The sequence below is a fragment of the Nocardiopsis sp. NPDC050513 genome, assembly GCF_044457925.1.
In the GTDB taxonomy this organism is placed as follows: domain Bacteria; phylum Actinomycetota; class Actinomycetes; order Streptosporangiales; family Streptosporangiaceae; genus Nocardiopsis.
The window spans coordinates 1-13,657 of the sequence record NZ_JBITHK010000022.1 but is presented as its reverse complement, the minus strand read 5'-3'; the positions used below and the strand labels follow the sequence as shown (position 1 = coordinate 13,657).

Genomic DNA, 13,657 nt, shown 5'->3' with positions numbered 1-13,657 from the left:
CATTACGGAACGGGAGTGCGGAGGCGACTCACCCTTGCCCAGTCGACGTCCGCGGCGCGCGTGCGCCGGTCGCGGAACCTCCCCGCGGGCGTGTGCCGCCGTCCGATGGTGTCCGACGTCTCGCAGTCCACCGCGATCCATTACGGAACGAGACGTCGTCCTCCTCCGGACGTCGGGGCCAGCGCCCCGGGTCGGAACCCGCTGGGTGGCTACAGGCCCACGCCCGCCACCCCGAGGAGCTGGCCGACCGGGTCGACGGACGGCATGGCCGACGCCTCCGGCAGCTCGTCGGCGCGCTCGGGAGCGTGCGTCTCGACGGTCTGGGCGGTGGTCTCGCTCAGGTCGTATCCGACGGGCACCATCTGGGAGACGGGCACCTCGGGCAGCTCGTGCAGCACGGGAGCGGCGTCCAGGACGCCCGACTGGTGCTCGACCGGGGCGCTCATGTGGTGCACCTCCGCGCCGGTGTCGGTGGAGCTCGCGCCGGCGGTGCCGAGCACGGCGCCGACCGCGTTGCCGGTGATGTTCAGCGGGACGTCGCCGTCGGCCACCAGCTGGTTGCCGCCGAGGATCGAACCGTTGCCCGAGGTGGCCACGTCGTTGTCGTCCTCGACGATCGCGCGCGTGTCGGTGGCCGCTGCGCCCGCGACGCCGCCCACGGCGCCGATCGCGTTGCCGGACAGGTCCACCGGGACCGCCAGGTCGAGGACGGCCTGGTTGCCGCCGAGGATCGAGCCGTTGCCCGAGCTGGCGATGTCCGGCTGCGACATGTGCTCGCGCTCGACGGGCGCGGACTGCCGGAGCACGCCCGCGTCCACGCCGGAGGTGTCGGGCAGCACGTGGACGTTCTGGGCGGCCTCGCCGACCAGGTCCATCGTGCTGACGTCGGCCGGGGCGGCCTGGTAGGTCCGGTAGCCGTGGCCGTGGTGGTCGTCGCCGCCGTGGTTGCCGCGCCGGCCCGCGGTGTCGCTCACGATCGCGTTGGTGTCGGTGGCCGCCGCGCCCGCGACGCCGCCCAGGGCGCCGATCGCGTTGCCGGAGATGTTCACCGGCACGTCCAGGTCGCCCACGAGCTGGTTGCCGCCCAGGATCGAGCCGTTGCCCGAGCTGGCGATGTCCGAGTCGCCGCCCCGGCCGCCCCGGCCGCCCCGGTGCGCGACCAGGGCGGTGGTGTCGGTCGCCTGCGCCCCGGCCATGCCGCCGAGCGCGCCGATCGCGTTGCCGGACAGGTTGACCGGGATGTCGCCGTCCACGACGGCCTGGTTGCCGCCCAGGATCGAGCCGTTGCCCGAGGTCGCGATGTCGCGGTGGCCCTCGATGACGGCGGCGGTGCCACCGGTGCAGGAGGCGCCGGACACGCCCAGCACCGCCCCGATCGAGTTGCCGCAGACGTTCACGGGCACGTCGCCGTCGACGACCAGCTGGTTGCCGCCGGCGATCGACCCGTTGCCGGAGGTGGCGATGTCACCGTCGGCGAACGCCACGCCCGTGCCCAGGGCGACGAAGCCGGCTGCCAGGAGCATGGCCTTCGCTGATGTGCCAGCCCACTTGCTCATGTGGGAAGTCCTTTCGGAATACGAGTTGAGAAGGTGTCGTGCTTGGGCCACGGGCCGTTCCGCGCCCCTGGGTGGGGCACGGAACCTCGGCCAAGGCCGGGGATCATCCGGTCGGGCGCGCACCTGGGCGGTGCGTGACTGCCGGGCTTGGAGAGCGCGCCGCGGTCCGTCTCCGCTGGATGCGGGCGGACGCGCGCGCTCCGTCGATCAGCTCCGCTCTGGTTGAGCGGCGGCTGACGTGAACCCCGCGACCTCGGCTGCGGCCGGTGCTGCGGGACTCGCGTCAACCCCCGGGCCGGACTCGGCCCGGGCGGCCGATCAGGCGCGGGCGCGCCGACGGAGGCCGAGGAGGATCAGCCCGGCCCCCGCGGCGGCGGTGGCGAGGGCGGCGGCGACCATCCAGAGCACCCCGGTGCCGTCGCCGCCGGTGAGGGCGAGCTGGAGGTCTCCGGCGGGCGGGGCGGACGCCTCCGGGCTGGGCGACCCGGCCCGCTCCTGCGGGGGCGCGCTGACCTCGACCGGCACCTCGCCGCGGTTCTCCTCGGTGGGGGTCGGGGACTCCTCGCCGCCGGGCGTCGGGGACGGGCCCTCCCCCGGGGTCCCGCCGTCGTCCGGGGCGCCCTCCCTGGGGTTCTCGCCCTCGTCCGGGGTCTCCTGCCCGGGGTTCCCGTCCGGGCTCTCCTCGGGGAGCTCCTCGTCGTCGTAGTAGCCGTCGTGGTAGCCGTCGTGTCCCGTGCGGCGGTCGGTCGGCGTCCGCTCGGAGCCGCCGTCCCTCGCGGGCGGGCCGCCGACCTCCGCCTCCCCGTCCACGCACTGGGCTCCGGAGGCCCCGAGCACGGCGACCGAGTTGCCGCAGACGTCGACGGGGGCGTCGACGTCGGCCCCGATCTGGTTGCCGCCGCCGACGGATCCGTTGCCGCTGGTCGCGGTGTCGGCGTGGGCGGCGCCGGTGGCGGTGAGGAGTCCGGCGGCCATGAGGGCGAGTATCCGGCTGGATGCTGCGTGGGTCATCGTGTGTCCTTGGGTCAACGAGGAAGTCTTCTGCGGCTCGTGTGACCACGGACGGTGACTCCTGGCTGGATCAGCCGAGGGAGAGCGCGCCCACCGGGACGGTGGGGCTGTCGCGCGCTGGGCGCGCGGACCGGCCGCGGTCGTGAGACGCGGCTAGTCGGGGGAGTAGGAGGGGTCGTCCGCGGCGTCGCGGACGACCAGGGTGGGGTCGCCGGGAAGGGCGACCCGCTGGGCCAGGGGCGCGGTGTGCACGGCCCTGGCCATGAGGAACCCGGCGGCGCCGGGCGTCGGGAAGGACGGCGCGGACGCACCGGTCGCGTCCGTCCCGGTCGAGTGCGGCGCGCCGCCCGCGATGAGGCGGACGCGCTCGGCGGACGCGTCGTCGCCGGACTCCGCGTCGGAGCCCGCCGCCGCGGCCTCGTGCCACACGGTCTCGGGCGAGACGACGGGCTCGGCGGCGCCGGACTCGGCGGCCGGGTCCCCGTCCCGGTCGCGGTCGCGCACGGCGTCCGGGGCGACGCGCCGGGTGCCTTCGGGGCCCGTGGCGGGTTCGCCGCCGGCGCCGAGGACGGCCAGGTCGACGGGGACGGTGCGGCGTACGGTGTCGCCGACACCGCCGGCGGCGGTGTCGGTGAGCCCCTCGGCGACGGTGTCGACCAGTCCGCCCTCGCGCAGGGAGCCGTCGGTGGACTCCACCACGTCACGGCCCGCGCGGGCGACGCCGGAGACGAGGTCCCCGGCGCCGCGCGCGGTCCCGTCGACGGCGCGGGTGGTGTCGCCGACCACGCGGTGGGTGGCGGCACCGGCGGCGGTGCCGTCGAGCGCCTCGGTGACCCCGGCGTCGTCCAGGGCGTGCGCGGGAAGCGCGGCGGCCTGGGGGACGACGGTGTCGGTCAGCGTCGAGGTGGTCGACGCGGCCCGGGAGGCGGCCCTGGTGAGGACGGGCTCACGAGGGCTCGCCGCCCGGCCGGTGTGCTCGGCCGTGTCCCCGGCTCCCATGACACGGCTGACCAGGTCGCCGGTCTCGGGCGAGGTGTCAGCGTGGGCGACACCGAAGCCCACGGCGAGCCAGGCGACGGCGGCGATGCCGGACAGGAGCAACAGTCGAGCGTAGGCGCTCCGGGTGTCACGGGCAGCGCGACTGGTCGACACCAGCCACCCTCGTCCCGCGAGCACCATGGATGCCCCCTTGTCTCACTGTCACTGGACGGTCCCGTGCGGCGGATCTACCGCGGTCGCACGGCGGTGCCGGGTTCGCGGCGCACGCTGACGCGTACGAGGAACCACGACACCGTCGAACTGAAAGCAACCGTAGCATCACGTTGAGTGAACATGGGCGCGTTCGGGGAGGACAGCGAGAACTTCTCGACCGATCGGAGCCGGAAGGGCGCCGCATATCCGGACAGGCTCAGCTCAGCCCGACGAACCTGTCGAGCACACGCACACCGAACCGAAGGCCGTCGATCGGGACACGCTCGTCGACCCCGTGGAACATTCCGGCGAAGTCCAGTTCCGGGGGCAGCCGCAGCGGGGAGAAGCCGTAGTTGCGCACGCCCAGGCGGGAGAAGCTCTTGGCGTCGGTGCCGCCCGACAGGCAGTACGGCACCGCCTTCGCCCCGGGGTCCTCGGCCAGGAGGGACTCCGACATCGCGCTGACCAGGCCGCCGCCGAAGGAGGTCTCGACCGCGGGGAGGTGGTGGATGAACTCGCGGCTGACCTTGGGGCCCAGGAGGCGGTCGACCGTCGCGAAGTACTCGTCCTCGGTGCCCGGCAGGAAGCGGCCGTCCACCTGCGCGGTCGCCTCACCGGGGATGACGTTGGCCTTGTAGCCGCCGCCGAGCACCGTGGGGTTGAGGGTGTTGCGCAGGGTGGCGCCGATCATGCGGGCGATCGGGCCGAGGCGGGCCACCGTGGCGTCCACGTCGCGTTCGTCGAAGGGGATCCCGAACTCCTCGCAGATCTCCTCCAGGAACGTCCGGACGGTGGGTGTGAGCTGGACGGGGAACGCGTGCTCGCCCAGACGGGCGACGGCCGCGGCCAGTTCGGTGACCGCGTTGTCGGTGTTGACCATCGAACCGTGCCCGGCGGTGCCGCGCGCGGTCAGCTTCATCCAGGCGATGCCCTTCTCCGCGGTCTCCACCAGGTAGAGGCGCCGGTCGTCACGCACGGTGAAGGAGAAGCCGCCGACCTCGCTGATCGCGGAGTCGCAGTCGGCGAACAGCTCGGGGTGCTCGTCGACCAGGTACTGGGCGCCCCAGGTGCCCCCGGCCTCCTCGTCGGCGAGGAAGGCCAGCACGATGTCGCGCGGAGGGCGGCGGCCCTCGCGCAGACGCTGCCTCAGCATGGCCAGGACCATCGCGTTCATGTTCTTCATGTCGACGGCGCCGCGGCCCCAGACGCAGCCGTCGGCGACCTCCCCCGCGAAGGGGTGGCGGGTCCAGTCGTCGGGCGCCGCGGGCACCACGTCCAGGTGACCGTGGATGAGCAGCGGGGGCCGACCGGAGTCCTCGCCCGCGATCCGCGCCACGACGTTGCTGCGACCGGGGTGCTTCTCGTAGATGCGGGACTCGACGCCGACCTCGTCGAGCTTGGCGGCGACGTACTCGGCGGCCTTGCGCTCACCGGGCCCCGAATGGTCGCCGTAGTTGGAGGTGTCGATCTCGATGAGTTCCCTGCACAGGTCGACGACCTCGACCTCGGCCGCGCTCAGCGCGTTGTCCGGCTGTGCCATCTCGCAACTCCCGTCCAGCCGCATGGGCTCCTGCGTGTCCCACCGACGATGTCACGCCGACCCCCCGCCCGGAAACTGGTTCGCGGCACTTCCGACCTTTGCTATGGTTGACCTGTCCGGCGCGGGAAGCGCCGAGCACAGCCCAGTCCGGGTGGCGGAATAGGTAGACGCGCTAGCTTGAGGTGCTAGTGGCCGTTAAGGCTGTGGGGGTTCAAGTCCCCCCTCGGACACCAGACGGAAAAGATTCCCAGGTCGTTGACCTGGGAGTTTTTCATTGTCCACTCATCTCCGGTTCGGAAGCACCACTCGTCGTACCTGGTCAGCGCGATGGGGGTTCGAGTCCGTCCCGGACCCGAACCCTTCCCCCACCGGTCCCAGGTAGCCTTCGCCTGACGTTCGGTCTGCAGTGGGGTCCGCCAAGCGCACGGGTGTCGTCACACCGAACCGTGCGAACCAGGGCGGCACACCGACGGCGATTCATCGCCGCTGTGGTGGCGACGGCGTAGTCGACGTTGACCACGACCGCCCCTGCCTCCGCGGCTAGGTACCTGCATGGACCGTCGTTTAGCTCCGTCCCTGGCATCACATGGCCGCCACCGTGGAAATTGACGCGGGGACAGATCCTGGCTATCCGAGGGCGGCCCGATCCGCCCGTGCCCGGTCGGCCGCGCGGCGCTCCCGCACCCGCTTGACCGAGAAGACCGCCGTAAGCACCGCGAGCAGGCCGTAGATCCCCACGGCGATACCGCTGTCGAAGAGGATCGTGACGTCACCCTGGCCCGCCGACATCGCCCGGCGCAGCTCGCCCTCGGCCAGCGGACCGAGGATGACCCCGATCAGGACCGGGGCGACCGGGAGCCCGTACCGGCGCATCAACAGACCCACGAGTCCCACCACGTAGAGAAGCACGACATCGGCCACCGACCCCTTGACCGAGTACACGCCTACCGTTGCGAAGACCATCAGCCCAGCGAACAGGTGCCGCTGCGGCAACAGCAGAAGCCGGGCCCACAGCGGGGCGAAGGGCAGGTTGATCAGCAGGAGCAGGAAGGTCCCGATGAACATGCTCGCCAGCAGCGCCCAGACCAGGTTCCCCTCGTCCTCGAAGAGCAGCGGACCCGGCTGTATGCCGTACTGCTGGAACGCGGCGAGCATGACGGCGGCCGTCGCCGACGTGGGCAGGCCCAGGCCGAGCAGGGGGACCATCGCGGTCGCCGTCGTGGCGTTGTTGGCGGCCTCCGGTCCGGCGACGCCCTCGATCGCGCCGCGGCCGAACTCGCTGTTCCCACGTCGGCGGGCCAGGGCCTTCTCCGCGCCGTAGGACAGGAAGGTCGGGATCTCGGCTCCGCCCGCGGGGATGACGCCGAAGGGCAGGCCCAGCGCCGTGCCCCGCAGCCAGGGCCCCCATGAACGGCGCACGTCCGCGCGGCCCAGCCAGGGGGTGCCCGAGGCCATCGCCCGGGCCGGTGAGGCGTGCCCGCGCCGGAAGCCCGAGTACAGGACCTCGCCCACGGCGAGCAGGCCGACGGTCACCACGACGATGCCGATGCCGTCGAGCAGGTGCGGGATGCCCAGGGTGAGCCGGATGGCTCCGCTCTGGTCGTCGATGCCGATGACGCTGATGGTCAGCCCGATTCCGAGCGCGGTGATGCCGCGCAGCGGCGAGGAGGTCACGACGGCCGCGGTGCACACGAAGGCCAGCACGGCGAGCGCGAAGTACTCGGCCGGGCCGAACCCGAGGGCGAACACCACCATGCGCTGGGCGAAGAAGGCCACCAGCGTGGTCGCGATGATGCCGCCGACGAACGATCCGATGACCGCGGCGGCCAGCGCCTGCGAGGCCCGCCCCGAGCGCGCCATGAGGTGGCCCTCGAACGCGGTGGCGATCGAGGCGCTCTGGCCGGGGGTGTTGAGCAGGATGGAGGTGGTGGCGCCGCCGAACTGCCCGCCGTAGTAGATCCCGGCGAACATGATGAACGCCGCGGTCGGCTCCAGCAGGAAGGTCATCGGCAGCAGGAGGGCGACCGCCATGGAGGAGCCGAGTCCGGGGAGCACGCCCACGGCGGTGCCGAGGACGACGCCCAGCAGGCACCAGAGCAGGTTGACGGGGGTGAGCGCCTCGGCGAACCCCGCGGTGAGGAGGGAGAGGGTCTCCATCGGTCACAGCACCTTTCCGATGAGGCCGAGGGGCAGTGCCACGTCCAGCAGCCCGGAGAAGGCGATCTGCACGAGCGAGGCCAGCGCGATCGCGATGAACAGGTCCAGCACCGGCTTCGCGCGGTCCAGAGCGAAGCTGATGCCCCAGAACAGCAGCGTCCCGGCGATGAGCCACCCGAGGGGCTCCAGGAGGGCGGCGTGCGCCGCCAGGGTGGCGGCCATGATGCCCAGGGTCCGCCAGTCCCCGGTCCTACTGACGGCCTTGGGCACCTCCGCCGGTGTCGGATCCGGCGACTCGACCGACGCCGTCTCCGACGCGGTCGACGCGCGGCGCGCCGCCCGGACTGCCCGGACTGCCCGGAAACCGGACACGCACGCCGTCACCGCCAGGATGGCGCCGATGGTGAGCGGGAAGAAGTCGGGGCCCAGGTAGCCGGAGCTCCTGGGCACCCGGATGAGGACGCCGCCGACGAGGAGGACGGCCGCGACCCCGAGGGTGAGCGCGGGTACCGACAGCGCCGACGCCACGGTGGCCGGTTCTCCGGCGGTTCCGGACGGGTCCGCGGGCGGTGCCGGAGCCGCTGGTCGTTCGAGTCCCTCGGCCCCTCGTCCGGGGTCGACTTCCCGCACGGGTTCGTCGGCCCGCTCCGGTCGTGCCGCGGTCATGACAGCCCCAATCCCTCGATGATCTCCTCCAGCCGCGTACTCTCCGCGTCCAGGAAGTCGGTGAAGTCCTGGCCGGACAGGTAGGCGTCCCGCCAGCCGAACGTGCTCACGGTGTCCTGCCACTCCTGGGTCTCCACGAGGGCGCCCACCAGCGCCAGCAGCGCGTCGTGCTGTGCCTGGTCGAGTCCGCCCGTGGCCGCCAAGCCGCGCCAGTTGGCCAGGTCCAGGTCCAGCCCGCCCTCGCGCAGCGTCGGGACCTCGACCCCGGGCAGGCGCTCGGCGGCCGAGAGTCCGAGCGCGCGGACCTCTCCCGCCGCGATCTGGGACTCCAGGCCGTTGTAGCTGGACACGGCCACGTCGGCGGTGCCGGACAGCAGGGAGGTGAGCACTTCCCCGTCGCCGGAGTAGACGAGGTAGTTCAGGTCGGCCGGGTCGGCCCCGACGCGGCCGAGCATCAGGGCGGCCAGCAGGTGGTCGGACGTGCCGACGGCACCACCCGCCACGGCGACGTCGCGCGGCCGGTCCCGCCACAGGTCCACCAGGTCGGACAGATCGTGCAGGGCAGAGTCCTGGCGGACCGCGACGACGATGTAGTCCTCGGCCAGACGGGCCAGCGGGGTGATGTCGGCCAGCGTGGTCCGCGAACCGGTGATCTCGATCCCGCCCAGGATCGAACTGCCCATCACCATGAGCAGGTCGTCGCGCGCGGGCTGCTGGGCCACGTAGGTCAGTCCGACCGTGCCGCCCCCGCCCGGCATGTTGAGCACCTCGATGGCGCCCGTGAGTCCGTTGCCGGTGAACGCGTGCTGAGCCTGCCGGGCGACGGTGTCGAAACCCCCGCCGACCGCGGCGGGGACGACGATCTCCAGTCGGCCGCCGCCGGATCCCGGATCGCTCCGGCTACCCGCGATCTCCACCAGGGCACCGCCGAACGCGGCGGCGCCGGCCACGCCCGCGATCACCTCGCGGCGGCTCAGAGCCGGTTGTCGCATCGCTTCTCCCTCTGGGGTCGGGTGGCGGTCCGGGCGACGGATCGCCCGGCCCCGTGCTTCGTCGTGATGTGGGACACCATGCGAAGTGATATTGCACGACGAGACACTTTAGTGCAATATGTCCGCAACCTCACTCCCGCGCATCGCCACTGGCGAAGACCTATGCACACTGGAGTCACGTAGATTGTACTAATCTGATTTTTGAAACAATCTTGCTTCACAGGGCCCGAACGGTTCACGACAGTGGGGGAACGATGGACGACAGACTGGCAGCGGCCCCGAGGGCGGACCTGGACGTGGGAGGGACGCTGTTCCAGTACGTCCCGCTCGACCGGCTCCTCGACCCCGCGACCCTGGACGCCCTGCCCTACACCGTCCGCATCCTGATCGAGAACGTGGCACGTCGCGCCCCGCACGCCCTGCCGGCCGTCCTCGAACGCACCCGAACCGGCTCCGGCCGGTGCGAGGTGCCCTTCCACCCCAACCGGATGATGCTGCACGACACCACGTGCCTGCCGACGCTGACCGACCTGGCCGCCCTGCGCGACACGGTGGCCGAACTCGGCGCTGACCCCGCGACCGTCAATCCGGTCATCCCCACCGACCTCGTCGTCGACCACTCCGTCATCGCCGAGGACCACGGCTCGGCGCGGTCGTTCGAGCGCAACCTCGCGATCGACTTCCGGCGCAACGCCGAGCGCTACGCGTTCATCAAGTGGGCCGAGCAGAGCGTGCACGGCTTCCGTGTGATCCCCCCGGGCAAGGGCATCATCCACCAGGTCAACATGGAGACCCTGGCCCGCGTGGTGTGGCGCGAGGACTCCGACTGCCACGCACCCGCACTACTGCACCCGGACGCATTGGTGGCCACCGACAGCCACACACCGATGATCAACGCCCTGGGCGTACTCGGCTGGGGGGTCGGCGGCCTCCAGGCCCAGGCCGCCGTGCTCGGGGAACCGGTACTGCTGGGCTTCCCCGAGGTCGTCGGCGTCCGCCTCACCAACCGGCTGGCGCCAGGGGTCACGGCCACCGACCTCGCCCTCACCCTCACCGAGACACTGCGGGCGACCGGGGTGGTGGACTGCTTCGTCGAGTTCTGCGGCCCCGGGGTCGACCGGCTCGGCTGGGCCGCGCGCGCCGCCGTCGCGAACATGGCACCCGAGTACGGGGCCACGTGCGCGTTCTTCCCCTACGACGCCGAGGTCCGCGACTACCTGCGGCTGACCGGGCGCGAGGACGAACACATCGACATCGTCGACGCCTACCAGCGCGCCCAGGGACTCCTACGCACACCCGACTCCCCCGAGCCGCGCTTCGACCGGGTGGTGGAGGTCGACCTGGCCCGGATTGAGCCCTGCCTGGCCGGACCCCACCGCCCCGACCAGCGTGTCCCGCTCTCGCGGGTACCGGCCTCGTTCCGCGCCACCGCCCCTGCCGCCCCTGCCGTCTCCGCCCCTGCCGCGACCACCGAGCACGTCTTCGGTGAACCCCTCCCCGAGGGTCCGGTCGGGATCGCGGCCATCACCAGCTGCACCAACACCGCCAATCCCGCCCTGATGGTGCAGGCGGGCACTCTGGCCGCACGGGCCCTGGAGCGGGGCTTGCGCGTCAAGCCGTGGGTGAAGACCTCCCTGTCTCCCGGCTCGCGGGTGGTGACCGACTACCTGCGCGCCGCGGAACTGTTGGAGCCGCTGGAGCGCGCCGGCTTCCACACCGTCGGGTTCGGGTGCATGACCTGCATCGGCAACTCCGGCCCCCTGGAACCGCGGCTCCAGCCCCTGGCCGAGGCGGGCCTGTCGGCCGTGGCCGTGCTGTCGGGCAACCGCAACTTCCCCGGCCGGGTGAACCCGCACACCTCCCACGCCTATCTCGCCTCCCCGCCGCTGGTGGTGGCCTACGCCCTGGCGGGGTCGATCCTGCACGACTTCGCCACCGAGCCGCTGGGGCACGACCACGACGGCCGGCCGGTCTTCCTTGCGGACCTGTGGCCCGACGACGAGGAGACCGCGAAGACGGTCCGGGAGAGCCTGACCGGGGAGATGTTCCGCGCCAACAACGCGGTGATCCGGGAGGGCACCGAGCACTGGCGCGCGCTGGAGGCGAAGGGGAGCACGCGGTTCGACTGGGACCCGCGCTCCACCTACGTCCGGCGGCCGCCGTACCTGGTCGGCGTGGACCCGGAGCCCCCGCGGCGGATCGGCGTCGACGACGCCCGTGTGCTGCTCCGTCTCGGCGACCACGTGACCACCGACCACATCTCGCCCGCGGGAGCGATCCCCGCCGACAGCCTCGCCGGCACCTACCTGCTGGAGCGGGGCGTGCGCCGGCGCGACCTCAACCAGTACTCGACCCGGCGCAGCAACCACGAGGTCATGGTGCGGGGCGCGTTCGCCAACCCGGCGGCGACCAACCTGCTGCTGCCGGAGGACATGCGCGGCCGGGGCGGGCACGCGTGGACCGCCGACCGATCCCGCGTCGAACCGGCCGTGCACGCCGCCGCCACCTACCGTGAGGCGGGCCACGACCTGGTCATCGTGGCCGGCCGCTCCTACGGCACCGGGTCGAGCCGCGACGTCGCCGCCAAGGTCCAGGCCCTGCTGGGTGTGCGCGCGGTGATCGCGGAGAGCTTCGAGCGCATCCACCGCGGCAACCTGATCGGGATGGGCATCCTGCCCGTGCTGTTCCCGCGGGGCCGGACCGCCGACGACCTGGCGCTGGACGGGACCGAGGAGCTGACCGTCACCGGCCTGGACGGCCTGCGCACGGGCCTCAACCGGCTCGGACTACGGCTCAAGCGCGCTGACGGGACCGAGGAGCGGCACACCGTCCACCTGCGGCTGGACTCCGAGCACGAACTCGCCTACCTGCGCCACGGCGGCACGATGCCCTACGTCGCCCGCCGCCTCAGCGACCAGGGGATCGCCTCCGCGCGGTAGGCCGCGGCGTCGCAGGGGCACGGGTCCTCAGTCGACGCGGTCGACGCGGCGGGAACGGGGTCCGGTGCGGATCGGCCGCGACGCGGTCCGGGTCAGGGGCAGCACGGGCCGGACAGGTCCCGGTCGGCCGCCCCGCCCGCCGCTTCGACGACCGCCCCGGCTCCGAGCGGTGGGGGCTCGGCACCGATACCGGTCTTGATCCAGCGCACGCGGTCCAGGTGCGCGTGCAGGACCCGCGAGGCCTCCGCCACGTGGCCGCCCTCCAGGAGGTCGAGCAGGTGGAGGTGTTCGCGGGCCTGGGCGACCATCCGGGTGCGGTCGAACTGGTGCCGGTACTCGATCAGGCGACGGATCCGGTTCTGGCGGCGAACCGCGTCGAGCAGGAAGGGGTTGTTGGCGCAACCGGTGAGCATCTCGTGGAACTCCGCGCCGGTCTGGAACAGGGCGCCGCGCGACGAGGTGAGCACCTGGCCACGCAACAGGGTCTCCTGGCGTCGGCGTGCGAGCGCGAAGGCCTCAGGGTCCACGGCGAACCCCGGCTCCAGGAGCGCGGCGGGCTCCACGATCATCCGGAGCCGGTAGCTCTGGTCGTGGGCCTCCACGGTCGAGAGGGCCCCGTGGAACTCCCAGCCCCGCCCGCGCCTGCGCCTGACCAGGTCCTCCCCTTCCAGGCGGACCAGGGTGCGCTGGACCTCGCGCACGGGCGCGCCGTAGCGGCGGGCGATCTCCGCCGCGGTGAACTCCTGGTCGAGCCGGCCGCCGAGGAAGTCGTCGACCAGACGGAAGTAGACGCCGTCCTCTTCGTCGCGCTCGCCCGCCTGGCCGGCCGGTTCCAGTTCACTGCCGGGCTGGGCCAGGAAGTAGCCCCGGTTGGGGACGCGCCGCACGATCCCGACATCCTCCAGGACCGACAACGCCCGCCGGACGGGTGAGCGGGACACATGGAGCTCGTCGGCGATCCACTGCTCGGTCAGGTGCGCACCCTCGTCCAGGCCCCGGGCCCGCACGAGCTCGCTGATCTGGCCCGCGAGGGAGAGGGCCAGAGCCGACGCCTGGCCACCCCGGTCTCGGCGGGGGTCGGCATCCACGGTCATGCGCGTCCTGTCGGCTCTTCCTTGTCCTGCGGTCCACCGGTCACGGGGCTCCCGTGGACGGTGCAGCCCACCCTAACCGAGCGCTCCGGAGACCCGGCACAGCAGCGCCGGGCTGGAAGCCGGGTTCCAGGTGCTCCCGTGGCCGGTCGCCGAGGACACCGGCGTCTGCCCGAGCCATCCGGCAGGCACGGCGCCGATCGTCGGCGGCCTACGGCCGATCGCCCGCCGCCGACCGCGTCGACCCCGTCTGGACGTCCTCGGATCCTTGTTCCGTCGCGGCCCGGAAGAGGATGTCGAGCTGCGCATCGACGGCGTCGAGAGCGGCAGTAGTGCGTTGGGCTCGACACATCGCCACCGCGCCCTCCGCCCCGGCGACGGCGAGCGCGGCGAGCTGAGCGGCCTGCTCCGGCGGCGTTCCGTGCTCGCGCAGCGAGGCTGCCAACAGGTCCTGCCAGGTGTCGAAGACCTCGGCCGCCGCCCTCAGGGCCGCGGGCCGCTCCTCGGTCTCGGG

At 72.7% G+C, this 13,657-nt stretch carries 10 protein-coding genes, 1 tRNA gene and 1 pseudogene; 2 read left to right on the top strand and 10 right to left on the bottom strand.

Annotated elements, in window-relative coordinates; genetic code table 11:
• Positions 1-209: 209 nt before the first annotated feature.
• The 4 genes from ACIBFB_RS26115 to ACIBFB_RS26100 all read right to left on the bottom strand — a co-directional run bounded on the left by ACIBFB_RS26115 (position 210) and on the right by ACIBFB_RS26100 (position 5,298).
• Complete coding sequence (locus ACIBFB_RS26115; protein WP_397234603.1) at positions 210-1,556, bottom strand: hypothetical protein; 1,347 nt, start codon at positions 1,554-1,556, stop codon at positions 210-212.
• 318 nt (positions 1,557-1,874) lie between these two features.
• The gene (locus tag ACIBFB_RS26110; protein ID WP_397234601.1) at positions 1,875-2,567 is read right to left on the bottom strand and encodes a chaplin family protein; all 693 of its coding nucleotides are present in this window, start codon (positions 2,565-2,567) and stop codon (positions 1,875-1,877) included.
• 153 nt (positions 2,568-2,720) lie between these two features.
• A complete protein-coding gene (locus ACIBFB_RS26105; protein WP_397234599.1) occupies positions 2,721-3,668 on the bottom strand; it encodes a hypothetical protein in 948 nt (315 codons plus the stop codon).
• A gap of 307 nt (positions 3,669-3,975) precedes the next feature.
• On the bottom strand, positions 3,976-5,298 hold the full coding sequence (locus ACIBFB_RS26100) for a M20/M25/M40 family metallo-hydrolase (RefSeq protein ID WP_397234597.1): 1,323 nt from the start codon (positions 5,296-5,298) through the stop codon (positions 3,976-3,978).
• Between the two features lie 145 nt (positions 5,299-5,443).
• Here ACIBFB_RS26100 and ACIBFB_RS26095 point away from each other — a divergent pair.
• A tRNA-Leu gene (locus ACIBFB_RS26095) sits at positions 5,444-5,531 on the top strand.
• A gap of 86 nt (positions 5,532-5,617) precedes the next feature.
• On the opposite strand, the gene ACIBFB_RS26090 is transcribed toward ACIBFB_RS26095, so the two are convergent.
• Genes ACIBFB_RS26090 through ACIBFB_RS26075 form a run of 4 tightly spaced genes read right to left on the bottom strand, consistent with a single transcriptional unit; the run spans position 5,618 to position 9,113 of the window.
• Positions 5,618-5,920, bottom strand: a complete 303-nt coding sequence (locus tag ACIBFB_RS26090; RefSeq protein WP_397234653.1) for an alpha/beta hydrolase fold domain-containing protein — start codon at positions 5,918-5,920, stop codon at positions 5,618-5,620.
• A 5-nt stretch (positions 5,921-5,925) separates the two neighbouring features.
• Positions 5,926-7,455, bottom strand: coding sequence for a tripartite tricarboxylate transporter permease (locus tag ACIBFB_RS26085; RefSeq protein ID WP_397234595.1), 1,530 nt, complete (start codon positions 7,453-7,455; stop codon positions 5,926-5,928).
• Between the two features lie 3 nt (positions 7,456-7,458).
• Positions 7,459-8,121, bottom strand: coding sequence for a tripartite tricarboxylate transporter TctB family protein (locus tag ACIBFB_RS26080; protein WP_397234593.1), 663 nt, complete (start codon positions 8,119-8,121; stop codon positions 7,459-7,461).
• A complete protein-coding gene (locus ACIBFB_RS26075) occupies positions 8,118-9,113 on the bottom strand; it encodes a Bug family tripartite tricarboxylate transporter substrate binding protein (RefSeq protein WP_397234591.1) in 996 nt (331 codons plus the stop codon). Before ACIBFB_RS26075 ends, ACIBFB_RS26080 begins: the two co-directional genes overlap by 4 nt.
• Positions 9,114-9,367: 254 nt before the next feature.
• Here ACIBFB_RS26075 and acnA point away from each other — a divergent pair, with 254 nt between their 5' ends.
• Positions 9,368-12,052, top strand: a complete 2,685-nt coding sequence (gene acnA, locus ACIBFB_RS26070) for an aconitate hydratase AcnA (protein WP_397234589.1) — start codon at positions 9,368-9,370, stop codon at positions 12,050-12,052.
• Positions 12,053-12,144: 92 nt separating this feature from the next.
• Here the strand turns inward: acnA and ACIBFB_RS26065 are convergent, their stop codons facing one another.
• Both ACIBFB_RS26065 and ACIBFB_RS26060 read right to left on the bottom strand, forming a co-directional pair.
• Positions 12,145-13,146, bottom strand: a complete 1,002-nt coding sequence (locus ACIBFB_RS26065; RefSeq protein WP_397234587.1) for a GntR family transcriptional regulator — start codon at positions 13,144-13,146, stop codon at positions 12,145-12,147.
• 208 nt (positions 13,147-13,354) lie between these two features.
• Positions 13,355-13,657: pseudogene (locus ACIBFB_RS26060) on the bottom strand (hypothetical protein); the annotation flags it as partial.